22 protein-coding genes are annotated in these 23,729 nt (G+C 73.0%); 9 read left to right on the top strand and 13 right to left on the bottom strand.

From position 1 onward, the window contains the following. Positions 1-21: 21 nt before the first annotated feature. From QN157_08335 to QN157_08305, 7 genes are all read left to right on the top strand, one after another. Positions 22-1,554 carry an ABC transporter substrate-binding protein gene (locus tag QN157_08335; protein ID MDR7555599.1) on the top strand — a complete coding sequence of 511 codons (1,533 nt, stop codon included), beginning with the start codon at positions 22-24 and terminating at the stop codon, positions 1,552-1,554. Between the two features lie 65 nt (positions 1,555-1,619). Then, entirely contained in the window at positions 1,620-2,561 is a 942-nt protein-coding gene (locus tag QN157_08330; GenBank protein MDR7555598.1) for an ABC transporter permease, read from the top strand. A gap of 70 nt (positions 2,562-2,631) precedes the next feature. After that, positions 2,632-3,519, top strand: coding sequence for an ABC transporter permease (locus QN157_08325; GenBank protein ID MDR7555597.1), 888 nt, complete (start codon positions 2,632-2,634; stop codon positions 3,517-3,519). Continuing rightward, entirely contained in the window at positions 3,516-4,763 is a 1,248-nt protein-coding gene (locus QN157_08320) for a M20 family metallopeptidase (protein ID MDR7555596.1), read from the top strand. The genes QN157_08325 and QN157_08320 overlap by 4 nt, the downstream gene beginning before the upstream one ends. 360 nt (positions 4,764-5,123) lie before the next feature. Then, entirely contained in the window at positions 5,124-7,331 is a 2,208-nt protein-coding gene (locus tag QN157_08315; GenBank protein ID MDR7555595.1) for a cbb3-type cytochrome c oxidase subunit I, read from the top strand. A 313-nt stretch (positions 7,332-7,644) separates the two neighbouring features. Then, positions 7,645-8,436, top strand: coding sequence for an SDR family oxidoreductase (locus tag QN157_08310; protein MDR7555594.1), 792 nt, complete (start codon positions 7,645-7,647; stop codon positions 8,434-8,436). 67 nt (positions 8,437-8,503) lie between these two features. Next, positions 8,504-9,553: a glycosyltransferase gene (locus QN157_08305; protein MDR7555593.1), complete on the top strand. Its 1,050-nt coding sequence runs from the start codon at positions 8,504-8,506 to the stop codon at positions 9,551-9,553. Between the two features lie 205 nt (positions 9,554-9,758). Here QN157_08305 and QN157_08300 read toward each other — a convergent pair whose 3' ends face one another. After that, entirely contained in the window at positions 9,759-10,160 is a 402-nt protein-coding gene (locus QN157_08300) for a type II toxin-antitoxin system VapC family toxin (GenBank protein ID MDR7555592.1), read from the bottom strand. Next, positions 10,157-10,390: an Arc family DNA-binding protein gene (locus QN157_08295; protein ID MDR7555591.1), complete on the bottom strand. Its 234-nt coding sequence runs from the start codon at positions 10,388-10,390 to the stop codon at positions 10,157-10,159. Before QN157_08295 ends, QN157_08300 begins: the two co-directional genes overlap by 4 nt. Before the next feature lie 205 nt (positions 10,391-10,595). Between QN157_08295 and QN157_08290 the strand changes: the two genes are divergently transcribed. After that, complete coding sequence (locus tag QN157_08290) at positions 10,596-11,522, top strand: ABC transporter ATP-binding protein (protein ID MDR7555590.1); 927 nt, start codon at positions 10,596-10,598, stop codon at positions 11,520-11,522. 10 nt (positions 11,523-11,532) lie between these two features. Further along, positions 11,533-12,657, top strand: coding sequence for an ABC transporter permease (locus QN157_08285; GenBank protein ID MDR7555589.1), 1,125 nt, complete (start codon positions 11,533-11,535; stop codon positions 12,655-12,657). A gap of 222 nt (positions 12,658-12,879) precedes the next feature. Here QN157_08285 and QN157_08280 read toward each other — a convergent pair whose 3' ends face one another. From QN157_08280 to glpK, 11 genes are all read right to left on the bottom strand, one after another. Further along, positions 12,880-13,209: a hypothetical protein gene (locus QN157_08280; protein ID MDR7555588.1), complete on the bottom strand. Its 330-nt coding sequence runs from the start codon at positions 13,207-13,209 to the stop codon at positions 12,880-12,882. Between the two features lie 172 nt (positions 13,210-13,381). Continuing rightward, complete coding sequence (locus QN157_08275) at positions 13,382-13,900, bottom strand: DUF5678 domain-containing protein (protein ID MDR7555587.1); 519 nt, start codon at positions 13,898-13,900, stop codon at positions 13,382-13,384. Between the two features lie 172 nt (positions 13,901-14,072). Continuing rightward, on the bottom strand, positions 14,073-14,465 hold the full coding sequence (locus QN157_08270) for a RidA family protein (GenBank protein ID MDR7555586.1): 393 nt from the start codon (positions 14,463-14,465) through the stop codon (positions 14,073-14,075). A gap of 96 nt (positions 14,466-14,561) precedes the next feature. Beyond that, positions 14,562-15,320, bottom strand: a complete 759-nt coding sequence (locus QN157_08265) for an LUD domain-containing protein (protein MDR7555585.1) — start codon at positions 15,318-15,320, stop codon at positions 14,562-14,564. A gap of 94 nt (positions 15,321-15,414) precedes the next feature. Then, on the bottom strand, positions 15,415-16,896 hold the full coding sequence (locus QN157_08260) for a LutB/LldF family L-lactate oxidation iron-sulfur protein (protein ID MDR7555584.1): 1,482 nt from the start codon (positions 16,894-16,896) through the stop codon (positions 15,415-15,417). A gap of 67 nt (positions 16,897-16,963) precedes the next feature. Further along, positions 16,964-17,686, bottom strand: a complete 723-nt coding sequence (locus tag QN157_08255; protein MDR7555583.1) for a (Fe-S)-binding protein — start codon at positions 17,684-17,686, stop codon at positions 16,964-16,966. Between the two features lie 306 nt (positions 17,687-17,992). After that, a complete protein-coding gene (glgA, locus tag QN157_08250) occupies positions 17,993-19,438 on the bottom strand; it encodes a glycogen synthase GlgA (protein ID MDR7555582.1) in 1,446 nt (481 codons plus the stop codon). Positions 19,439-19,455: 17 nt separating this feature from the next. After that, positions 19,456-20,820, bottom strand: a complete 1,365-nt coding sequence (locus QN157_08245; GenBank protein MDR7555581.1) for a glycerate kinase — start codon at positions 20,818-20,820, stop codon at positions 19,456-19,458. Then, positions 20,817-21,626: an MBL fold metallo-hydrolase gene (locus QN157_08240; GenBank protein ID MDR7555580.1), complete on the bottom strand. Its 810-nt coding sequence runs from the start codon at positions 21,624-21,626 to the stop codon at positions 20,817-20,819. Before QN157_08240 ends, QN157_08245 begins: the two co-directional genes overlap by 4 nt. Before the next feature lie 131 nt (positions 21,627-21,757). After that, a complete protein-coding gene (locus tag QN157_08235) occupies positions 21,758-22,135 on the bottom strand; it encodes a metallopeptidase family protein (protein MDR7555579.1) in 378 nt (125 codons plus the stop codon). A gap of 5 nt (positions 22,136-22,140) precedes the next feature. Beyond that, complete coding sequence (gene glpK, locus QN157_08230; GenBank protein MDR7555578.1) at positions 22,141-23,673, bottom strand: glycerol kinase GlpK; 1,533 nt, start codon at positions 23,671-23,673, stop codon at positions 22,141-22,143. Between the last annotated feature and the right edge of the window lie 56 nt (positions 23,674-23,729).

Here is a 23,729-nt window from a genome sequence, read left to right as displayed (position 1 = left end):
CAGACGACGAGGAGCGTGCAGGTGCGACGTGCGCACGGTCCCCTGGCAGCGGTCGCGCTGGCCGTGGTGGTGGTCGCGGCCCTGACCGGAGGCGCACCGGCGGGCGCACAGGCCCCGCGGGACCGGTTCGTCTTCGCCCTCTCGGGTGGGCCCGACACCCTGGACCCCCAGGCGACCGCGGCCACCCTCGCGTTCCAGGTCAACAAGAGCCTCTACGACACGCTGGTCGAGCCCGACGACGAGGGGAAGCTCGTCCCGGCGCTGGCCGAGTCGTGGACGGTCTCGCCCGATGGCCTGGTGTGGACGTTCCGGCTGCGCGCGGGCGTGAAGTTCCACCACGGGAAGACGCTGGATGCGGGCGACGTGAAGGCGACGTTCGAGCGCATCCTCGATCCGGCCACGCGGTCGCCCAAGCGCGGCGACTTCGGCAGCATCCGCACCATCGAGGTGGTCGATCCCCTCACGGTGCGCATCACCCTGGCCGAGCGCTTCGCGCCGTTCCTCGCCGCGCTGGCCCACGGGTGGGGCGCCATCCTGCCGGCCGACCTCATCGCCCGCCGCCACGACTTCGGCACGCGGCCGGTGGGGACCGGGCCGTTCACCGTGGCCGAGTGGCAGCGCGACGCCTTCATCCGGCTGCAGCGCTTCGACGGCTACTGGATCAAGGGCCAGCCGCGGCTGCGCGAGGTGCTGATCCGCTTCGTGCCCGAATCGGCGGTGAAGGTGGCGGGGCTGCTCGCAGGCGAGTTCGACGCCATCGACGCCATCCAGTTCCTCGACCTGCCGCGCGTGCGCGCCAACCCCAACGTGCGGGTCCTGCGCCAGGTCACCAGCCTGATCAACGTGCTGGCGCCCAACCACAGCCGTCCTGCACTGCGCGACGTGCGCGTGCGCCGGGCCCTGTGGCATGCCGTCGACCGCCAGCAGGTCCTCAAGACCGCCTACGGCGGGGAGTCGCTCGTCTCCAACGTCTTCATGGACGTCACCAGCCCCTACTACGTGGACATCCCCGACCCCTACCCCTACAACCCCGACCAGGCGCGCCGGCTGCTGGCCGAGGCCGGGTACGGGAGCGGGCTGACGCTGGACCTGGCCCTCCCGCAGCCCTACCAGGCGCACATCGAGGCGGGTCAGCTGGTGCAGGCGATGCTGGGGCGCGTGGGCGTGGTGGCCCGCACGCGCGTCGTGGAGTGGGGCTTCTGGCTGTCGCGCATCTACGCCGGCGGCGAGTACGACCTGACCATCATCGGCCACACGGGCAAGCTCGACCCCGACGGCCGGCTGGCGGGGTTCGGCGACCCCAGCAGGGTACCGCCCAACTACGTGCGCTACGACAACCCCCGCGTGGCCGACCTGATCCTCGCCGGCCGCCTGACCACCAACCCCGACCACCGCAAGCGGATCTACGCCGAGGCGCTCAAGAAGATGACCGAGGACGTGATGCTGATCCCGTTGGGCACGCCGGTGCTCTACATGGGCACCCAGCGGTCGGTGCGCGACTTCCGCCAGCTCTACGCCATCGACACGTTCGACTTCCGGAAGACGACGAAGTGATGGAGCCGGCGGCCCGACGCGCCCCCGCGGCGCCCGTGCACGTCCCCGCGTAGCCCGCGGGGACCATGCCGTTCGTCCTCCGGCGGCTGCTGGCGGTGGTGCCCACGGTCCTCGTGGTCGCCACCGCCACGTTCCTGGCGCTCCAGGTGGTCCCGGGCGACGTGGCCACCATCATGTTGGGCGTCGATGCCCGCCCCGACGAGCTCAGTCGGCTGCGGCGCGAGCTGGGGCTCGACCGGCCGCTGGTGGTGCGCTACGTCGAGTGGCTGGGCCGGCTGGCCCGCGTCGACCTGGGCACCTCGGTCGCGTACCGCGAGCCCGTGACACGGTTGCTCGCCCAGCGGCTGCCCGTCACGGTGTCGGTCGCGATGGCGGCGATGGCCGTGGCCCTGGGCGTTGCGCTCCCGGTGGGCATCGCGGCGGCCCGACGCGCATGGTCGGCGCTCGACCTGGCGGCACTGGCGGGGTCGCAGGTGGGGCTGGCGATCCCGACGTTCTGGTTGGGGATCCTCCTGCTGTTGGGCTTCGCCGCGGCGTGGCCCGTCTTCCCGCTGCAGGGCTACGCGGCGCTGGCGCGCGATCCGGCGCAGTGGCTGCGGCACCTGGCGCTGCCGGCGCTGGCCCTGGGCCTGGAGCGCGCGGCGGCGCTCACGCGCCTGGTGCGGGCGGCGGTGCTCGACGAACTGCGGCGCGACTACGTGCGCACCGCCCGCAGCAAGGGCCTGGGCGAGGTCACCGTGCTCCGGCGGCACGTGCTGCGCAACGCGCTGATCCCGGTGCTCACCGTGGCGGGCCTGCAGCTGGGCTTCCTGCTGGGCGGCACGATCGTCATCGAACAGGTCTTCGGCCTGCCGGGCCTGGGCCGGCTGCTGCTGCAGGGCATCTACGCGCGGGACCTGCTGATCGTGCAGGGCGCCGTGCTCACCATCGCCACGATGTTCACGCTGCTCAACCTGGCCGTCGACCTCCTCTACGCGGCGGCCGACCCGCGCATCACCTACGACTGAGCGTGACCACGCGACCGTCCGCCCGCTGCCCGCTCGTGCGTGGTGCCAGCACCTGCACCAATAGCTACGCATGACCACGCCGCCGTCCGCGCTCCGCCTTCCGCTCGCACGCGGCCGGCCCGCGCCCCCGCGCCGGCGCCGGCTGAACCCGCCGCTGGTGGCCGGCGGGGCGCTGGTGACGACGCTGGTGGTGCTGGCGCTGGGAGCGCCCTGGCTGGCGCCCTACGATCCCACGGCCGTGGATCCGGCGGGGCGGCTCGCACCGCCTGGCGGCGGCCACCTGCTGGGCACCGACCGCCTGGGCCGCGACGTCGCCAGCCGGCTGCTGCACGGCGGCCGCGTGGCGATGGCCGTGGGCGCCACCGCGGTGCTGATCGGCGCGGGGACGGGCGTACCGCTGGGGCTCGTGGCGGGCTTCCGCGGCGGAGCGCTCGACAGCGTGGTCATGCGCGTCATGGACGGGCTGCTGGCGTTCCCGGCCCTGCTGCTGGCCGTGATGATGATCGCGGCGCTGGGCCCGGGCCACGTGCAGGCGATGGTCGCCATCGGGATCGTGCTGGTGCCGATCTTCGCGCGTTTGAGCCGCGCGCAGACGCTGGCCGTCCGCCACCAGGAGTTCGTGCTGGCAGCGCGCGCGCTTGGCGCGCCGGAGGGGCGCATCGTCGCCCGCCACGTGCTGCCCAACATCGCCGGGCCGCTGCTGATCCAGGGCACGGTGGCGTTCTCGGGCGCGGTGCTGGCCGAGGCGTCGCTCAGCTACCTGGGCCTGGGCACGCAGCCGCCCACCCCGTCGTGGGGCGGCATGCTGCAGGAGGCGCGCGACGTGCTCTTCATCGCGTGGTGGATGGCGATCTGGCCCGGGGTGACCATCGCGGCAGCCGTCCTGGGCTTCAACCTGCTGGGCGACGGCCTGCGCGACCTGCTGGATCCCCGGCTGCGGGGCGGGGCCGGGCCGTGAGCGCGCTGCGCGAGCTGGCGGCGCGCGCCGCCGCGGCCGTGGATCCCGACGAGGTGGTGGCGCTGACGTGCGCGCTCGTGCGCATCCCCAGCGTGATCCGCCCGGGGGACCCCGCCGGCACGGAGGCCGCGGTCGCGGCGTACCTCGCCGAGGACCTCCGCGCGCGGGGCCTCATGGTGTCGACCTCCCTGGCAGCCCCCGGCCGTCCCAACGTGGTCGCCGACTGGGAGACCGGCCGGCCCGGCCGCGGCCTGATCCTCGAAGGCCACACCGACGTGGTGACCGAGGGCGACCCAGCCGCCTGGACCTACCCGCCCTTCGACGCCGTCGTGGCCGACGGGCGCATCTGGGGCCGCGGGGCGTGCGACATGAAGGGCGGGCTGGCGGCGGCGATCGTGGCACTCGACGCTGTCCGCCGCACCGTGCCCGACCTGCCGGGACGCGTGCGGCTGGCAGCGCTCGCCGACGAGGAAGGCCTGATGCTGGGCGTGAAGGCGTTCGTGCGCGCCGGAGGCTGCCAGGGGTTCGACGCGGCGGTGGTGTGCGAGCCCGAGGAGAACGAGCTCTGCCTGTACCAGAAAGGCGCCATGCGTGTGCTGGCCACGTTCGTCGGCAAGATGGCCCACGGAGCCATGCCCTACGCGGGCGCCAACCCCATCCCGTGGGCGGCGCAGTTCGTGCTGGGCCTGGGCGAGCTCGAGCACCGGGAACAGGCGCGCGTGGGCAGCCATCCGTTCCTGGGCCTGCCCCACGTGACGCCCACCACGATGCGCGCCCCGGTCCACGGCGAGCCGCAGTTCAACGTCATGGCGGGCGAGGCGCAGGTCACGGTCGACGTACGCACCGTGCCCGGGCAGGACCACGCGGCGGTGCTGGCGGCCATGGAGGCGCTGGCCGAGGGCACTCGCGCCGGCGACCCGCGGGCGGCGATCCGCCTCGAGCTGGTCGAGGACCGCCCGTGGATCGCAACGCCCGCCGACGCGCCGATCGTGCAGGCGGTAGCGCGGGCGTGCGAAGTGGCGCTGGGTCGGCCCGCGCGCTACGGCGGTGTGCCGGGCGCCACCGACGGCACATTCCTGCACGCGTGGGGCGGCCTCCCGATCGTCACCATCGGACCGGGGAAGCGCGAGCTGCCCCACCAGGTCGACGAGTACGTGGCCATCGACGAGCTGGTGGCAGCGGCCCGCCTGTACGCGGCCACGATCGTGTACTATCTGGGCGCCGGCGAGGAGGACGCGCCGTAGGCGCCACGAGAGAACCGCAGCCACGGGAGTGCCATGTTCGGCCGCGTTCCCGGTGCTCACCATCGAGGGCAAGCGGCCGGAGCTTCGCAGGCTGGCGCGCCTGCGCCCGTTGTGCTTGAGGTTTCCCGCACGGACACTGAGAAGCAAGATCGTGAAGGCCACCCTGGGTACAGAAGACACTGCGGCCAAGCCCTCACGGACTTCCGCAAGGGCGGGACCTTCCAACGCCGCAGTCTGGGTGGCCATGGCAGCTTTCATCGTCCTATAGGGCCTATAGCACGCCCCTGCGCGTGTAGACCCGCAAACAGCCGCTACAGCAGGGCTCCCGTCTCCAGATGCTGAATCTTCCCCCGTGTGTATTTGAGCCTGCGACAGGCCAACGCTCTGCTCCTGACGGTGGTGGTCGCGAGCGCCGTGGTCCTCGCCTGGGGTGCGGCGCAGACCTACCGGCACCTGCCGCCCCTCCCCGAAGCCTTCGTGGGGGAGGACGGGGCCGTCCTGTTCACAACTTCGGACGTGCGCGCCGGGCAACAGGTCTTCCAGCGCCGCAACCTCATGGGGTTCGGTACCCTGTTCGGGAACGGCAGCTACTTCGGGCCCGACTACGGGGCGGAGTACCTGGCCTGGCTGCGCGACTTGGTGGCGGAGCGCGTGCTCGGCCAACCTCCCCACCGGGCTTCCGCCGAGGAGCGGCGGAGGGCGATGCTGCGGGTCCGGGAGGTCCTGGGACAGGCCCGGCTGGACGGAGACCGCGCAGTCCTCCCGGCTCCCTGGGTCCAGGCCCACCAGCTCATCGAGGGCCGGTACCGCAGCCGGTTTGTGGGCGGCGACTGGCGTCTCGGCATCGCCCCCAACACCCTGCGGACGGAGGAGGTCGGGCCTTTTGCGGCCTTCGTGGCGTGGGCCGCCTGGGTGTCCGTGACCCCCCGGCCCGGAGGCGACGGGACGTACACCAACAACTTCCCGCCCACGCCGGAGCTGGGCCTTGTCCCGACCCCGGGAACGGTGCTGTGGACCGCGTGGTCCGTGGGGTGGGTTCTCGTCCTGGCCCTGCTGGTCGTGGTGGTCTTCGGCGCGGTGCGTCTGGAGCCCATCCCCGCGCTGCCGCCCTTGGAGGAACGCGCCGCCCGGCCGCCCGCCTTCTTGGCTCGGGTTGCCCTGCTGCTCGTGGGAGGCTGCTTCCTCGTGTTCCTCCTCCAGACCCTGGCGGGCGGCTACCTCGCCAACGCGTACGCGTCCCGGGAGGACTTCTACGGGTTGTTCCGCCGCTTGGGGCTGGAGCGCATGGCCGTGCTGCCTTTCCAGGCCGTGCGCTCGGCCCACACCGCCATGGCGGTGGTGTGGGTGGTGGGGATGTGGATGTCCGCGGCCCTGTACGTCGCCTTGCTCCTCGGCGGCCAGGAGCGGCCGTGGCACCGATCCGTGGCCTACGCCTCCGCGGTCGTCCTCCTCCTGTCCGTGGCAGGGACCCTCCTCGGCGTGTACGCGAGCGTTCAGGGGTGGGTCCGATCGCCGCTCCTGGGCAGCGAGGGCACGGAGTACCTGGAGATGGGGCGGCTGTGGCGGGCTGGGATTGCTGTGGGGTTCACCCTGTGGGTGGCGGTCCTCGCCTCCGCCCTGTGGGGCGCGGCCGTCGCGTGGCGCCCCCTGCTGCAGGTGCTGGTGTGGAACGGGGCTGGCATCACGGCTGCCTTCTACGCCAGCTTCGCGTACCGGCCCACCAGCCACTGGGTGGTCATCGACTTCTGGCGGTGGTGGGTGGTCCACCACTGGGTGGAGGGGATTTTCGCGTTCTTCCAGATCCTCGTGCTCGGGTGGTTCTTCGCGGGGCTCCGGCTGGTGAGCCGGGAGGACGTGACCAAGTCCTTGTACCTGGAAGGGGCTCTGGTGTTGCTGGCGGGGTTCCTGGCCATCGGGCACCACTTCTGGTGGGTTGGTGAACCTCCGCTGTGGCTGGGGATCGGCAGCGTGTTCAGCACCCTGGAGGTCATCCCCCTGTTCCTGCTACTGGGGACGGCCCTACGGGCCCTCGCCCGCGGCGCCGAGATCTCTGGGGCCTTGCGCTGGCCGTTGCGCTTCTTCGTCGCCAGCGCCCTGTGGCAGTTCGTGGGGTCGGGCATCCTTGGCCTGCTCATCAACCTCCCGGTGGTGAACTACTACCAGCACGGCACTTTCCTCACCGTGGCCCACGGTCACGCCTCGTTCCTAGGAGCCTTCGGGTTCGTGGCCGTCGGGCTGAGCCTGTACGCTCTCCGGCATGCCCGCCCGGAGGGCTGGAGCGAGAACCGACTCGCGGCGGCGTTCTGGGCTATGAATGTCGGCCTTGCGCTCATGGTGTTCCTGGCCGTGACGCCTGTCGGGGTTCTGCAGCTGCGGGAGGCGGTCCAAGCGGACTACGCTGCCGCTCGAGCCCTGAGCTTCTACGAGCGTCCCGAAGTGTTGTTCTTCAACAAGCTTCGGCTCCCCGGGGACCTTCTGATCATCTTGGGCGCTGCCCTGTTGGCGGTAGAAACGGTGCCTAAGGTCCTCGCCCGCGCGGGCGTCCGGGCCGTGGCGCTCCGGATGTGAGGCGTTGCTCTTGCACTATTGCCGCGCGGTGTAGTCGGTGGTCTCGGTAGTGGCGGCCACTCTCCCGCAGGTAAGCGGGTTCCAAGCCAGCCGCTACTTCGCCAAATGGATCGTCTGGGCCCGGTGTGGAGTCACGGACGCTCTGTACGCGGGGACACGCGTCGCAGCCGCGTGAACTCCGCCTTCGCCTAGAGTACGAGCTGGTGGCGGCGGCCCGCCTGTACGCGGCCACGATCGTGTACTATCTGGGCGCCGGCGACGAGGACGCGCCGTAGGCGCCACGCGAGAGCGCGAGGAAAGGAGGGTGACCTTCGTGGACTACCGACGGCTCTTTCGGCTGGACGACCGGGTGGCGCTGGTCGCTGGCGGCGCCTCGGGCATCGGCGCGGCGGCCGCCCGGGCCCTGGCGGCCCACGGCGCGCGGGTCGTCGTCGCCGACCTCAACCTCGACGGCGCCCGGGCCGTGGCCGCGGCGATCCAGCAGGACGGCGGGCAGGCCGAGGCCGAGCCCGTCGACGTCACCGATCCGGCGAGCGCTGCCGACGTGGTCGACCGTGTCGTGGCGCGCTGGGGCGCGCTCGACGTCGCCGTCGTCACGCCCGGCATCAACGTCCGGAAACCGCTGCTGCGGTACACCGACGAGGAGTTCGACCGCGTCGTGCTGGTCAACCTGAAGGGCAACTTCCGACTGATGCGGGCAGCCGGTGCGGTGATGGCCCCGCGGGGCCGCGGCAGCATCATCGTGCTGTCGTCGATCCGCGCGCTCGTCGTCGAACCCGGCCAGGGGGTCTACGCGGCAACGAAGGCCGGGCTGCTCCAGCTGGTGCGGGCGCTGGCGGCCGAGCTGGGACCGCAGGGCGTGCGCGTGAACGCCGTGGCACCCGGCGTGGTCGAGACCCCGCTCACGGCGCCGATCAAGGCCCACCCCGAGTGGTACCGGGCCTACGCGGCCAAGCCAGCACTGGGCCGCTGGGCGAGCCCGGACGAGATCGCCGGCCCCATCGTCTTCCTGGCGTCCGACGCCGCCAGCTACGTCACGGGGTCGCTGCTGCTGGTGGACGGCGGCTGGACCGCCGTGGACGGTCGGTTCAGCCCGCCGCTATGAGGGCCGCACCCGACCAGCACCGGCGATCACGATCACGACGCGCACCCGCGACGACGAGGTACCCGCTGTGAGCGTCACACCCGGGCACCGCCGGCGACCCGCCGTGAGCGCTCGCGCCCCGGATACGCCCGGGCACCCCGGCGCGGTCGCCTACACGGAGCGCGCAGCCGGCCCGCCCGCGCCTGCAGCGGAGCTCGACGCGAGCATCGTCGTCTCGACGTACAACTGTCGGGACCAGCTGGCGGCGTTGCTCGCCGATCTGGCCGCGCAGGAGGGCGCGTTCGAGATCGTGGTGGTGGACGACGGCTCCACCGACGGCACGGCCGAGATGCTGGACGGGCTGGCGCACCCGCACCCGGTGCGCGTCCTCCGTCAACGCAACCAGGGCCTCGCCGTCGCCCGGAACCGTGCCGCGCGCGTGGCGCGGGGCCGCGTCCTCCTCTTCCTCGATCCCGACCTGCGCCTCGCGCCGGGGCTCGTCGCCGCCCACCTCCGGCACTACCGCGGCGGCGCGCTGCTGGCGGTCCAGGGCCGGACGGTGCAGGACCCTGCCACGCTGCAGTCCACCTTCATGCGCGCCTACTACCTGCTCCCCGACCTGGCACCCCGCCGACGCGACGACCTCTCGTACGCCCACGTCGCCGCGCGCAACTTCTCGGTGGCACGGGAGGCGTTCGCGGCGGTCGGGGGCTTCGACGAGACGTTCCGCGGGTATGGCTTCGAGGACCTGGACCTCGCCTACCGCCTGAAGCGCGCCGGTGTGCGCATCGTCTACGAGCCCGCGGCGGTCGTGCGGCACGTCCACGTGCTCGACCTGGCTGCCGTGATGCGCCGGCAACGCGAAGCCGGCCGCAACGCCGTCTACCTCTGGCGCAAGCACGGCCGCCCGCACAGCCTGGCGCTGCTGGCCGAGATCCATCCCGTGCTGCTGCCGCTCAAGTGGCTGGTCTACCGGACCGGCGTCGGCGCGCGGGTGGTCCGGGCGGTGCTGCCGTGGGCCGAGCGGCACCAGCTCCTGCCGCTGTGCAGCGAGTGCTACAACCACCTGATCTGGCGGGCGTACTACCAAGGCGTGGCCGAGGGGTTGCGCGAGGGCCCGCGGGCGGGCGGGCGCTAGCCAGCGTCTGCCCGCGTATGGCGAGCCCTTGGGGAATCCGTCCGCGGGGCGTGCGGGGCCGGCGTCGCATGTGCGTGCGAGGCGAACGCTCCGCACAGGGCGATCAGACCGGGCTGTACGGTCGCTGCCTGGGACCGCCCCCTCCCGAGGAGCCGCCCACCGCGCGGAACTGAGCAAACGCCAGCTGCAACCTCGGCAGCTTGGTTCAGGGGTACAGGGGAACGCCTCGTGCTCTGGCAGCCGTGGTCAACCGCTGGTCAAGGGTGACAAGGGCGCCAGACGTGACAAGGGCGGTGACGAGGTAGGCAGCATCGTAGGGGGTAATGCCCTCCTCCAGAGCAAGCTGCACTGCATCACGCTGATTGATCTCGACCCAGTGCACGTCGAGACTCAGCGCAAGATCGAGTGCCCGCAGGATGCTCTCCGCACCGGCGGGATTCCTGACGGCTTTCCGCCAGGCCACGCTGGCCAGCTCGTAGGGCATCAGCGTGGGCGCATGGAGCAGTGCCCCCTCAAGAAGAAGTGCTAGTCGGCCACCCGCCGGCTCTCCGAACGCCACCGCGGCCAACGCGGAAGTATCCAGGACGAGTGCCGGGGGACGCTTCAATGAGCATCCCGATCGGCGCGCACCAGCAGGGCGGATTCGTCGGGCGCGCTCAACCCGAGAGCCTCCACGCGGCGTCGCAACTCCGTGACTGATAGGCGCTCGAGTCGGACAGCTTCCTCGAGGATCGCCAGCAGCTCGCCCTGAAGCGATCGATGAGACCGGCGGGCGCGGGCGCGCAACTTTGCCACGATCTCATCTGGCACGTTCTTGATGGACAGACTCTTGGGCATCACTCGTCCCCTTCTCTACCTGTCGCGCGTCGCCGTTGCGCTCCTGAAAGATCTATCAGGCATGTTATGGTTCCAATTCGGAACCACACTTAATCTACTATGGAGTAAACCCTGCCGGCAACATGGCGTTGGTCAGTGTGGAAGGGATCGGCGTGGCCTGCCGCATTGACGCAGGCTGCCCGGGCACTATCATGACCCCAGTGCCATGACCGACCTGATCGTCCAGGTCCGCGATCTGCGCAAGCGCTACGGCAGGCTCACCGCTGTCGACGGCGTGAGCTTCGACGTGCGCCGCGGCGAGATCTTCGGCATCCTCGGCCCCAACGGTGCGGGCAAGACCACCACCCTGGAGATGCTGGAGGGCCTCCGGGCCCCAGACGGCGGCAGCGCCCTGGTGGCCGGGGTCGACGTGCGCCACGATCCGCGCGGGGTGCGGGCGCGGATCGGCGTGCAACTCCAGGAGGCGGGCTTCTTCGACCGCCTGACGGTCGAGGAGACGCTGCGCCTCTTCGCCGCCTTCCACGGGCGCGCGGCCCCGCCCGAGCCGCTGTTGGAGCGGCTGCAGCTGGCCGAGAAGCGCCGCGCCTGGGTGTGCACGCTCTCCGGCGGCCAGCGCCAGCGGCTGGCCATCGCGGTGGCGCTGGTGCACGACCCGCCGGTGCTCTTCCTGGACGAGCCCACCACGGGCCTCGACCCCCAGGCCCGCCGCACTTTGTGGGACGTCATCGAGGGCCTGCGCCGCGAGGGGCGCACCGTCATCCTCACCACGCACTACATGGAGGAGGCGCAGCGACTGTGCGACCGCGTGGCCATCATGGACCACGGCCGCATCGTCGCCCTGGACACGCCGCGGGCGCTCATCAGGGCGCACGCGCCCGCGGCCACGGTGGCGCTGGCGGGCGCGGACGAGGAGACGACCGAAGAGGCCGCGCTCGGCGCCCTCCCGGCCGTGCGGCAGGTGGAGCGCGCCGACGGCGAGGTGCGCCTGGCCACCACCGATCCCGTCGAGACCGTGCAGGCGGTGCTGGCGCTCCTCCGCACGGGGACGCTGCGTTTCACCCAACTGCGCGTGGAGGAGGCCACGCTGGAGGACGTCTTCCTGCACCTGACGGGCCGGAGCCTGCGCGAATGAGGGGACAGCGATGCGTGCCTTCGGCCTGACCGTCCTCTTCTTCTTCAAGCACTACTTCCGCGACCGCACCAGCGTCTTCTGGGGGCTGCTGTTTCCCCTCATGTTAATGAGCCTCATCGGGGTCGCGTTCGGCCGCGGGGAGAGCGTCACGTTCACGGTCGGCCTCGTGCGCGGCCCGGGCCCTGTGGCCGAGGGGCTGCGCCAGGGACTGGCCGAGGTGCCAGTGCTGCGGGTGGTGGACGAACCCGACGAGGCCTCGGCGCTCCAGGCGCTCCGGCGCGGGCGGCGAGTCCTCGTCATCGTCCCGCCGGATGCGGCGTCCGGGTCGGCAACGGCCTCCCCGAGGGCCTCGCCCCTGGCACCCGCCCAGGCCCACCGGACCGGCACCATCCGCGTCTACGTCGACCAGGCCCGCCTGCAGGACGCGCGCACGGCGCTCCTTATCCTGGAACGCTTCGTGGCCGAGGCCAACCTGCGCCTTTTTGGGGCGGCGCCGATCCTGCGCCTGGAGACCGCGCCGGTGGCCGGCGCGCGGCGCATGCGCTTCATCGACTTCCTTCTCCCGGGCATCCTCGCCATGACCGTCATGAATTCCGGCCTGCAGGGGACGAGCTGGGTGGTGACCGAGTACCGGCAGCGTCTCGTGCTCAAGCGGGTGCTGGCGACGCCGGTGCACCCTGGCCTCTTCCTCGGCGGCCTGGTGGCCCGCTACGCCGCCACCAACCTAGTGCAGCTGGCGGTGATCGCGCTGGTGGCGGTGGGGCTCTTCCGGGTCGTGATCGCCGGCAGCCTGTTCGCGCTCGCGGGCCTGGCGGTGTGGGGAACGCTGGTCTTCGTGGGAATGGGGCTTGCGGTCTCCACGGTCTCGCGCACGCCCGAAGCCGCCAACCTGCTGGGCAGCCTGCTCGGCTTTCCCATGATGTTCCTCGCGGGGGTCTTCTGGCCGCGGGAGTTCATGCCGGCGGCGGTGCAGCCGCTCATCAGCGCGCTGCCGCTTGCGCCGCTCGTCGAGGCGATGCGCGGCGTGGCCGCCCGCGGCGACGCGCTCGGCCCCTACCTTCCGGGGCTGCTCTACCTGACGGGGTGGGGTGTGGCGGCCTTCCTCCTGGCGAGGTCGCGGTTCCGGTGGGAGTAGACCACCGCGTCCGAGGTGTCAGTCGTCGCCGAGGCCGAAGAACCGCTCCAGGTCAGGCCAGCGCTCGGGCGTGACGGGGTGAATCGCGATCGTGCCTCATACGCCGAAAAAGATCTCGTGCTAGCGGGCGAATCGAGCCGTATCAAGGGGCAACCGACGTGGTGCGTGGGGGCGGGCTTCGGATGGATATGGTTTACCTGCCCGGGCCACTCGAGCCCAGACCTAATCCCGCACGAGCCCGACCGCCACCTGCAGCGAGCGTCGGGGGCCGTCGAGCGTCACGACCCACTGGTTGAGCAGATCGCGCCCCAGGAGCACCTCTCCGCCCACTCCCACCACCTCAGCGATCCGTCGCCCACCGGCCACTTCCACTTCCGCAGCGAAGACCGGCACACGAGCCGTCCCCGCCACGCCACGTACCGTCACCTCGCCCACCTGAGGCAGGCGGAGCGCCTGGGGCAGGCCGTCCGGGAGGACGGTGACGTCGGCGCCGCTGTCCACGAGCGCCGCCACGGCGGTCGCCGGCTCGGCGCGGGGCGGTCCGAGGCGCACCGGGAGCACGGGGGCCGGTGGGTCGCGTCGCGCATCGTAGGGGAAGGCATGCACCGTGGGACTGCGCCGTCGGGATCGCCGGGAGGACGCCACCACGGCTATGGCTGGACCTGCCCGGGCGCGGTCGTCGAGGGCGCAGACGGGCGGTTCATCGTCCAGGGCGCTGCACCGGCTACCCTGGGACCAGCCAGGGCGAAGGGAGGGACACTACCCGCTCCTCGGCCGTTACCTTCGGCATGAAGACCGGCCGTGATCCCAGCCGCGCGAACACCCGGCGCGCCAGCGCGTCGAAGTCACGGTCGTGGTCGATCACCCGACCGCGGTCGATGGCCACGTACTGGTTGCGGTAGCGCCGGACCAGGCGCGCGCGGTTCACCTCGAACCAGCGCATGCTCTCGGCCAGGTGCTTTGCGGCGTCGGGAGCCGCGCTCGCCGTAGCCGCCGTGCCGGCCGCCGTGGCCTCCCTGACCTCGGCACTGCGGGGCGTCGGTCCGGGACGCCCGGTGGCCCGCGGTCGCGCCCGGCCGGCCCTTCGCGGGCCGGGTAGCGGGACCGTCACGCCCACCACCTGCTGGAGCGCCTCGGCCACCAGGGCCGTCAGCGTCACCCCGCGTCGCGCCGCCGTGGCCTTCGCTTCCCGCACCAGCACCTCGGGGAGTCCCCGCAGGTAGAGCGTCGTGCCGCGTGCCATCGCCCCTCACCTCTTCCGCCGCACCGCCGTGGTAGCGGCGTGACTGTCCCGCAGACATCCCGCGACGATTCCTACGATAACGCAGCTAACGTATGTTATCAATGCAAACAATGTGGCACCCTAAGCCATTCGGGCCTCAGCCTGGTTTTCTCGGCTCGAAGTTCCGCGACCGCTAGCCTTCCCCGGCATCGCGGACGGCCGCGATTGCCTCGATCTCCACCAGCCACTCCGGCCGGGCCAGGCTTCTCACCACCACCGCCGTGCTGGCCGGGTAGAAGCCCAGCGGCCCGAAGACGCGCTTGCGGATCTCGCGGACCATCGAGAGGTACTCCAGGCGCGTAACGAAGACCGTGAGCTTCACCACCTGGTCCAGGCTGGAGCCTCCGGCCTCCAGCGTGCGCCGGAGGTTGGCGAACACCTGCCCCGTCTGCGCCCAGATGTCGTCGCGGCCGACCAGGTTGCCCTGCTCGTCCAGCGCTACCTGGCCGGAGACGAACAGCAGGTTGCCCGCGCGGGCGGCCTGCGCGTACCCCAGCGTCTCGTTGGTGTCGAACACCACCGGCATGCGGCCTCCCTCCCTCGGGTCGCCCTTTTGGATCCCCACCGCCGTCCTGCCACGATGAAAGCATCGTGCCGTGCGATCGTCGTGCCCACCATGGCCTCACGGGCCCGGCACCACGAACACCGCGACCTCCATCGGCCCGTGGGCACCCTGCACCGGCACCAGCCCGATGTCGGCGCTGCGGCTTGGGCCCGTGACGAGCGCCAGCGCCGACGGCAGCTTCGCGCCCCCGCCTGCAGCAGCACCCGAAAGGGCACCGGCACCCGGAGGACCAGCATCCGGAGGGCCAGCACCCGGACGACCAGCGCCACCCAGCTGCTCTTCCGCAGCGAGCCGCGCACACCACGCGGCCAGGTCGGGCACGATGCGGTCGGCGCGCAGCACCGCCACGTGCAGCGGCGGCAGCAGCGAGAATGTCCGCGGGCGCCGCCGGTCGGCGGGCAGCACCAGCGACGCGCTCTCGGCGATGCCCCACGCCGCGCCGGTGAGCCCGGCATCGGCCTGCGCCACCACCTCGACCGGCGCGCCGGGTGCGACGACCTCGAAACCGCGGGCAGCCAGCTGGGCCACCACTGCCCAGATCTCTGGATCGTCCCAGGCGGCGAGGCGCTGGGCTCCACGGCCGGCGAGCCATGCCGCGGCCTGCGCTGCCGCGTCATCCACCGACGCGCAGACCTCCACCGTGGCGGCCACGGCGCGGCCACGCTCGACGAACAGGCCGACCGGGTCCGCCAGCGCCTGGGCAGCGGGAAGCGCCGGGAGCTCCATCGGCGCTGCAGCAGCGCCGCGCGCGGTGTCCTGCGCCCGCGCCGCCGCCAGCGCGGCCCGCACGCGGCCCAGCACGCCGTCGCGGCTCACGCGCGCGATCCTCCGCGGTGGTGCCGGCAGCACCCCGCCGTGAGGGCCGCACGCCACACGCGCCCCGGCACCAAAGACGCCGTGCGCCCGCCGGTCACGCGCCGGATCCTCGCCGCAGCCGCCAGCGCGCCCGGAACGGCACCGCCGCCAGCGGCGGCGCGCTGCGGTACGCGGTCCACCCTGCCAGCGGCGGGGGGAGCCAGTCGATGCGGCCGTGGCGTACCAGCGGCCACTGGAGCACCCGCGCGAGCCACCCGGCCAGCTGGAGGCGCGTGGGGCTGCGCATAACGGACGTCCACAGACGGGCCACCAGGCGATCCGTGCGGTCGACCAGGCCCGCACGCACCGCCCGGGCCCGCAGCTCCAGCAGCAGCCGGGGCAGGTCGATGCGCACCGGACACACCTCGCCGCACGCGCCGCACAGCGTGCTGGCGAAGGGCAGCTCGTGCGCGGGTTCGAGTCCCCACAGGGCCGGCGTGAGCACGGCGCCGATCGGCCCGGCGTACACCGAGCCGTAGGCGTGCCCGCCGGCGCGCTCGAAGATGGGGCAGACGTTGAGGCAGGCGCCGCAGCGAATGCACCGCAGCGCCTCGCGCAGGTCCGGATCGGCCAGCAGGCGCGTGCGGCCGTTGTCCACCAGCACCAGGTGCAGCTCCTCGGGGCCGTCGGTCTCGCCGGGCCGCCGCGGCCCGGTCAGCAGCGAGACGTAGACGCTGGCGCGCTGCCCGGTGGCACTGCGGGCCAGCAGCCGCAGGAAGACTCCCAGATCGGCCAGGCGCGGCAGCACCTTCTCGATGCCCATCACCGCCACGTGGATGCGCGGGCACGCGGTGACCAGGCGCGCGTTGCCCTCGTTCTCCACCAGCACGAGCGTGCCGGTCTCGGCCACCGCGAAGTTGACGCCGGTGATGCCCATCGGGGCGGCCAGGAACTCGCCCCGCAGCGCCGTGCGGGCCACCCGGTTCAGCTCCTCGGCCCGGGTGGAGCGCGGTGCGCCCAGCCTGGCGGCGAACAGCTCGCTGACAGCCTCGATGGGCTTGTGCAGCATCGGGGCGATGAGGTGGCTGGGGGCCTCGCCGGCGAGCTGCAGCACGTACTCGCCCAGGTCGGTCTCGACCACCCGCACGCCCGCGGCCTCCAGCGCGGCGTTCAGGCCGATCTCCTCGGTGACCATGGACTTGCTCTTCACCACGCGCTGCACCCCGCGTGCCCGCGCCAGGGCGACGATGACGCGTCGCGCCTCGACCGCATCGTCCGCCCAGTGCACCTGGCCGCCCGCGGTCGCGACGGCAGCCTCCAGCTGCGCGAGGTAGCGGTCGAGGTGGGCCAGGGTGTGGTCCTTGATCTGGGCAGCGAGCTGGCGCAGCGACTCCCACTCGGGCACCTCGGCCACCGCGCCGGCCCGCATGCGCCGGAACCCCGGCAGCGCCCGGCCGAGCGCGGTTTGCAGCGTGGGGTCACGCAGCGCGCGCGCTAGGTTGCCGCGCACGTCGATGCGCGGCTGCACGGCGTGGTCGCCGGCGTCTGGGACGGCCACCGGCTGGCTGCCGCCACCAGTGGCCTGGACGGGGCTCATGGCCTCCACGGTGCACTCCCTCCCCTGCGGCGATTCGGGGCGCCCGGGGCTGCCGCTGCCGCGCCGCTCATGTGGCCGCCAGGATCTCCGCCAGGTGCACCGCGCGCACCCGGCTGCCGCGGCGCGCGAGCCCGCCCGCCAGGTGCATCAGGCACGAGGCGTCGGTAGCGGTGACGACGTCGGCGCCGCTGGCCTCGAGGGCATCGAGTTTGCTGGCCAGCATCGCGCCCGAGGCGGCCGCGAACGTCACCGAAAAGAGTCCGCCGAACCCGCAGCACTCCTCCGCCCGGGGTAGCTCCACCAGGCGCAGGTCGCGGACGGCCCGCAGCAGCCGCAGCGGCTCCTCACGCAGCCCGAGCCCCCGCAGCCCGTGGCAGGCAGGGTGGTAGGCGACCGCGGCGTCGAAGCGCGCTCCCAGGTCAGTGCGCTCCAGCACGCGCACCAGGAACGCGCTCAACTCGTAGGTGCGCCCGGCCAGGGCCGCTGCGCGCGCCGCCCGCGTCGGGTCGTCGCGGAACAGCCGCGGGTACCACTCGCGCACCATCACGGCGCACGACGCCGAGGGGGCTACGACCGCGGGCGCGTCGGCGAACACGTCGAGGAAACGCGCGGCCAGCGTCCGGGCGTCGTCCCAGAAGCCGTCGTTGAACGTGGCCTGCCCGCAGCAGGTCTGGGCGGCCGGGAACCTGACGGCGCAGCCCGCGCGCTCCAGCACGCAAACTGCGGCCTCGCCGATCTGCGGGAACAGCTGGTCGACGAGACAGGTGACGAAGAGGGCGACGGTGCGCACGCTCGTCCCTACGCGCGCCCGGTTCCTCCGCCGACACCGTCAGCCAGCGCGGGACGGGGACCGAGGCGCAGCGGCAGGGCATCTGCAGCAATGTCGGCGGTGCAGGTGGCACGCGGGCCGACGCCCCGGAGGAGCACGCGCAGCGGTGCGCCAGCCGTGGCCTGCGCGCCGCTCGAACACCGGAGAAGACGCCTGCACCCCATCGACCCCTGCTCTCGTTCGCCAGCCGCCGGGGATCCCCTACGCCACTACCCCCGCAGCTCCAGGGTCAGCACGCGACGCCTCGCTGGCCCCCCACCGGACCCGCTACCCCACGCGGCTTGCGGCCCGCTCCTGGGTCAGGGCGTACAGTGCGACGTAGCGTTCCGCCGCCCGATCCCACGAGAAATCCAGGCGCATCCCGGTCTGCTGCAGCCACCGCCACAGGCCGGGATCGCGGTAGGCGGCCAGAGCGCGGCCGACCGCCGCCAGGAACGCGTCGACCGTGTAGGCGTCGAACACGAACCCGGTGGCGCGCCCTTCCTGCAGCGTCTGCGGCGTCAGGTCCACCACGCTGTCGGCGAGCCCGCCGGTACGGCGGACGACGGGCACCGTACCGTAGCGCAGGCTGTAGAGCTGGTTGAGCCCTGAGGGCTCGAAGCGCGACGGCATCAGGAAGATGTCGGCGCCGGCTTCGATGCGGTGCGCCAGGCCCTCGTCGAAGCCGATCCGCGCGCGCACGGACGCCGGCCACCGGCGCTCGGCCCGACGCAGCGCTTCCTCGAACGCGGGGTCGCCGGTCCCGAGCACCACCAGCTGCATTCCCGCCCGCACCAGGGCCGGCAGCGCGTCGAGGAGTAGGTCGATCCCCTTTTGCGGTACCAGGCGGGCGATCACCGCCGCCAGCGGCACCTCCGGCGCATCAGCCAGCCCCACCTCCCGCTGCAGGGCGGCCTTGCAGCGCGCTTTGCCCGACAGGTCGTCGGCGGAGTAGGGGGCCACCAGGTAGGGGTCGGTCGCGGGATCCCACTGCGTGTAGTCCACGCCGTTGAGCACGCCGAACAGGTCCGCGCGCCGGGCGCGCAGCAGTCCCTCCAGACCCATGCCGTACTCGGGCGTCTGGATCTCGCGGGCGTAGGTCTCGCTGACCGTGCTCAGCAGATCGGCCCAGACCAGCCCCGCCTTCACCACGTTCACCTGGCCGAAGAACTCCACGCCGTCGGGTGTGAACGCCTCCGGCGGCAGGCCCGTCAGGGGAAACTCGCCGATGGGGAAGATCCCCTGGTGCGCGAGGTTGTGGACGGTGAACAGCGTCGGCAGCCGGGGCCCTTCCCAGCGCAGGTAGGCGGGCAGCAGCGCCGTGTGCCAGTCGTGGCAGTGCACGAGGTCGGGCCTCCAGATCTCCCGGACGATGGCGAGCGCCGCCCGACAGAGTACCGCGAAGCGCAGTAGGTTGTCGGGGTAGTCGCGGCCCTCTTCCCCGTAGATGCCCGGCCGGTCGTAGAGCACAGGCGCGTCGACGAAGAAGAACGGCACGTCGTCCTTGCCCCGACCCGCCAGGAGGGTCACCTCGAGCGTCTGCCCGGCCAGCGTGATGTGCACCGTCCGGATCGCCGTCAGGCCGTCTCGGGGGACGCCGCGGTAGCACGGGAGCACCACCCTCACGTCGTGTCCCAGGCGGCGCAGCGCCGCGGGCAGCGCGCCCGCGACATCGGCCAGTCCTCCGGCCTTGGCGAACGGGACAGCCTCGGCCACGCAGAACAGCACGGCCATGGGGCCACCCCCGGGAGTCATGGGGCCGTCTCCGGAGCGACCAGCCCGAGCCACACGTCGTTCACGTTGGTCCGCGTGGGCCCGGTGACGATCAGGTCGCCCAGCGCCGCAAAGAACGGGTACGTGTCGTTCTCGGCCAGCGCCCGGGCGGGGTCGAGTCCCCGCGCGCGTGCCCGCTCGAGCGTCGTGCCATCGGCCACGGCGCCGGCCGCGTCCGTGGGTCCGTCGGTCCCGTCGGTGCCGAACGCGGCGACCAGCACCCCGGGCACCCCCGCCAGGGGCCACGCCGCCGCCAGCGCAAACTCCTGGTTGCGCCCGCCGCGGCCACCGCCGCGCACGGTCACGGTGGTCTCGCCGCCCATGACGAGGCAGACCGCCTCAGCCGTGCCGGCCGTGCGGACGTCGCGCACCATCTCACCAAAGCGGGCGCCCACGGCGCGCGCCTCGCCCTGCACCGCCGTGCCGCAGGTCCGCACGCGGTAGCCGAGCGACCGTGCCCGTTCCGCCGCGGCACCGACCGCCAGCTGCAGGTCGCCGACCACCGTGGCGTGGGCGCGCGCGAAGGCCGGGTCGTCGGGCTTGGGCGTCTCGGGCCGCTCCCCGGCTGCTCCCGCCTCCAGGTACGCGCGGGCAGCGGCCGGCAGGCGGGCGCGCAGACCGTAGCGCTCGACCACCGCCAGCGCGTCGGCGAAGGTGGTGGGGTCGGGCACCGTCGGCCCCGATGCGATGGCATCGAGCGGGTTCCCCAGGACGTCGGAGAGCACCAGCGTCAGGATCCGGGCGGGCGCGGCGGCGCGCGCCAGCCACCCGCCCTTGATCCGCGACAGGTGCTTGCGCACCGTGTTCACCTCGGTGATGGTGGCCCCGCTGCGCAGCAACAGATCGGTGGTGGCCACCTTGTCCTCCAGGGCCACGCCGGGCGCCGGCAGCGGCAGCAGCGCCGAGCCGCCGCCGGACAGCACCACGACGAGCAGGTCGTCGGCGCCTGCAGCCTCCGCCATGGCCAGCACGCGACGCGCGGCGCGCTCGCCCGCGGCGTCGGGCAGCGGGTGCCCCGCCTCGACCACGTCGACGCGGCCCGACGCCGCCCCGTGCCCGTACTTCGTCACCACGAGCCCGCCCGCCAGCTGCGGCCCCACCAGCGCGTCCAGTGCCTGCGCCATGGGGACGGCACCCTTCCCCGCCCCCACCACGACCACGCGGCGCACGGCCTGGAGGTCGCAGGTCCAGCCGCCGGCGCGCAGCACGGTGCCCTCGCGGCAGAGCACGCGCGCCACCGCCGCCGCAGGATCGGCGGCGGCCACGGCCGCTTCCAGCATCTGCGCCGCGTGGCGCCGCAGCGTGACCGTCTCGCCGTGGAAGAGCGCCGGCGCGACCCTCATCCCGCGGGCGTGCTGCCCGGCGGCCACCATGGGCCGGCGGCGTTAGGCCGGACGGCCTCGACGCGCACCGCCGCCAGCCCTTCCGCCTCCAGCGCTGCGCGCACAAGGTCGCGGGCCAACGGGGCCAGGTTGTTCACCTCGCTCAGGTGGACCAGGTGCACGGTCTGGGGCCGGCCCGTGGCCGCGGCCACGGCCGCCCTGGCCGCCGCCGCGTTCGAGAGATGCCCGCGGGGCCCGGCGATGCGGTTCTTGAGGAACCAGGGGTACGGTGACACCGCCAGCAGCCCGACGTCGTAGTTCGCCTCGATGACCAGCAGGTCGGCGCCCCGCGCGTGGTCGAGCACCGTGGACGTGACCTCGCCGAGGTCACAGGCCACGACCACGCGCGTCCCGTTGCGCGTCAGCGCAAACCCCACGGGCTGTGCGGCGTCATGAGGGACAGGAAACGGCGTGACCTCGACCCCGCCCACGACGAACGGACGCTCCACCGCCACCACCTCGTGGGGCACCCCCGCCAGGCTCTCGCCGCACGCGCGTAGCGTGGCCGCGGTGAGGAAGATCGGCGCGCCCGTAGCCCGCGCCAGGGCCACCGCGCCCCTTGCGTGGTCGTCGTGCTCGTGGGTCAACAGGATGGCCGCCAGCGGGGTGGAGCCTGCGGCGCGCAGGGCGCGCAGCAGCGCGTCGGCCGGCAGCCCCGCGTCGATCAGCACCCGGGCGCCCGCCGTCTCCACGAGCACCGCGTTGCCGGCGCTCCCGCTGCGGAGCACCCGCGCGCGCAGGGGGGTGGTGGACGACGACGCGTGCATCGGCCCCGGCACCCTCAAGGGGTTCGGTGAGCGCTGGCGCTCTCCTGCCCGTGCGCTGCGTGTGCCCGTGCGCCGCGTGCGGGAACCGGGGATGCGCTAACGTGCGACCGTCGGCTGGCCGCCCGTGGCCCTTACCCGAGGCCCAGCTCCTCCAGCCGCTCCTCGTCGAAGCCGAAGTAGTGCGCCAGCTCGTGCACCACGGTCTTGCGGATCTCCTCGCGCATCTCGTCCTCGGTGGCGCACGCTTCTTCCAGGGGGCCCTGGAAGATCGTGATGACGTCGGGCAGGCGGTAGGGCTCCAGGGGGCTGCGCTGGGGCAGCGGTGTGCCCTGGTAGAGCCCGAACAGCAGCTCATCAGGATCCAGGCCCACCTCGGCGAGCTGCTCTGCCGTGGGCCAGGCCTCGACGACGACCGCGACGTTGTCCAGCGCCCGCTGGAACTCCGGCGGGATCTGGCGCAACGCCTCGGCCACCAGCTGCTCGAACCGCTTGCGGCTCAGCCGCACCACGGCGTTCAGCCTTCCAGCCAGCCCCGGGCCCGCTCCACCGCGCGCCGCCAGCCGCGCAGCGCCTCCTCGCGCCGGCCGGCGTCCCAGGCGGGCTCGAAGGTGCGGTCGGCGCGCCACAGCTGCCGCAGGGCCTCCAGCGACGGCAACGCCCCCACGGCCAGCCCGGCGGCGTAGGCGGCGCCCAGCGACGTGGTCTCGCGCACCGCCGGCCGCACCACCGGCACGCCCAGGATGTCGGCCTGCAGCTGCATGAGGAAGTCGTTGGCCGCCGCGCCCCCGTCGACCTTGAGCACCGTGACCGGCTGCCCGCTGTCGGCCACCATGGCGTCGAGCACCTCACGGCTCTGGAAGCAGATCGCCTCCAGCGTCGCACGCACCAGGTGCGCCTTCGTGACGTACCGCGTCAGGCCCACGATCGCCCCGCGAGCGCGCATGTCCCAGTAGGGTGCGAACAGCCCGGAGAACGCCGGCACGAAGTAGACGCCGCCGGTATCGGGCACCGATCGCGCCAGCGCCTCGGTCTCCGCCGCCGAGGCGATCAGCCCCAGGTTGTCGCGCAGCCACTGCACCGCCGCGCCGGTCACGGCGATCGACCCTTCCAGGGCGTAGGCGCGCACCGGCTCGCCGCCAGCCCGCGCCGCCACGTACGCCGCCGTCCCCAGCAGCCCGTGGGTGCTCCAGGCCGGACGGGGACCCACGTGCTGCAGCAGGAACGACCCGGTGCCGTAGGTGTTCTTGGCATCGCCCGGCGCGACGCACGCCTGCCCCACCAGGGCGGCCTGCTGGTCCCCCAGGATGCCGCACACCGGCACCCGGGCGCGGAACGGGCCGTCGGGCGCGGTGAACCCGTAGGGCACGGCGGGCACGGAGGGCCGGATCTCCGGCAGCGCCGCGGCCGGCACGCCGAACCGGTCCAGCAGCACGGGATCCCAGGCCAGCGTGTCCAGGTTGCACAGCAGCGTGCGCGACGCGTTGGTGGGGTCGGTCACGTGCGCGCCGCCTGCGGTGCCGCCCGTGAGGTGCCAGACGAGCCAGGTGTCCATCGTGCCCAGGCGCAAGCGTCCGACCGCGGCCGCGGCCCGTACCTCCGGGACGTGCGCCAGCAGCCAGCGGATCTTCGTGGCCGAGAAGTACGTGCTGATGGGCAGGCCGGTCCGTCGCCGCACGTCGTCCTCCCACCCCGCCTCGATGAGCGCCTGGCAGTCGCGCTCAGTGCGCACGTCCTGCCAGACGATGGCGTGGTACAGCGACCGGCCGGTGTCTCCGTCCCAGGCGACGGTGGTCTCGCGCTGGTTGGTGATGCCCACCGCGAGCAGCTGACCGCGGGGCGCGGCGGCCAGCGCCTCGGCGACGACCGTCTGGGTACGGTCCCAGATCTGCATCGGGTCGTGCTCCACCCAGCCCGGCTGCGGGAAGTGCTGGTCGTGCTCGCGGTAGGACGACGCCACGACGGCACCGGCGAGGTCGAACAGGATACAGCGTGTCCCGGTCGTGCCCTGGTCGATGGCCGCCAGGTAGGCGCGATCCGTGCTGGCCATGCGCTATGTCCTCCCCGGCGCCGGCACCCCTCTTGCGGGCCGCCGCGCTCTTGTGG

Source organism: Armatimonadota bacterium, assembly GCA_031459855.1.
GTDB lineage: Bacteria > Sysuimicrobiota > Sysuimicrobiia > Sysuimicrobiales > Humicultoraceae > Fervidifonticultor > Fervidifonticultor primus.
This window is presented reverse-complemented; position numbering and strand designations above follow the sequence as displayed.

Bases quoted from the DNA above. Each gene is read 5' to 3' on its own strand.
- QN157_08330 (MDR7555598.1), top strand. From the start codon at position 1,620: ATGCCGTTCGTCCTCCGGCGGCTGCTGGCGGTGGTGCCCACGGTCCTC.
- QN157_08325 (MDR7555597.1), top strand. From the start codon at position 2,632: ATGACCACGCCGCCGTCCGCGCTCCGCCTTCCGCTCGCACGCGGCCGG.
- QN157_08295 (MDR7555591.1), bottom strand. From the start codon at position 10,390: ATGCCCAAGAGTCTGTCCATCAAGAACGTGCCAGATGAGATCGTGGCA.
- QN157_08290 (MDR7555590.1), top strand. From the start codon at position 10,596: ATGACCGACCTGATCGTCCAGGTCCGCGATCTGCGCAAGCGCTACGGC.
- QN157_08285 (MDR7555589.1), top strand. From the start codon at position 11,533: ATGCGTGCCTTCGGCCTGACCGTCCTCTTCTTCTTCAAGCACTACTTC.
- QN157_08275 (MDR7555587.1), bottom strand. From the start codon at position 13,900: ATGGCACGCGGCACGACGCTCTACCTGCGGGGACTCCCCGAGGTGCTG.
- QN157_08270 (MDR7555586.1), bottom strand. From the start codon at position 14,465: ATGCCGGTGGTGTTCGACACCAACGAGACGCTGGGGTACGCGCAGGCC.
- QN157_08260 (MDR7555584.1), bottom strand. From the start codon at position 16,896: ATGAGCCCCGTCCAGGCCACTGGTGGCGGCAGCCAGCCGGTGGCCGTC.
- glgA (MDR7555582.1), bottom strand. From the start codon at position 19,438: ATGGCCGTGCTGTTCTGCGTGGCCGAGGCTGTCCCGTTCGCCAAGGCC.
- QN157_08245 (MDR7555581.1), bottom strand. From the start codon at position 20,820: ATGAGGGTCGCGCCGGCGCTCTTCCACGGCGAGACGGTCACGCTGCGG.
- QN157_08240 (MDR7555580.1), bottom strand. From the start codon at position 21,626: ATGCACGCGTCGTCGTCCACCACCCCCCTGCGCGCGCGGGTGCTCCGC.
- glpK (MDR7555578.1), bottom strand. From the start codon at position 23,673: ATGGCCAGCACGGATCGCGCCTACCTGGCGGCCATCGACCAGGGCACG.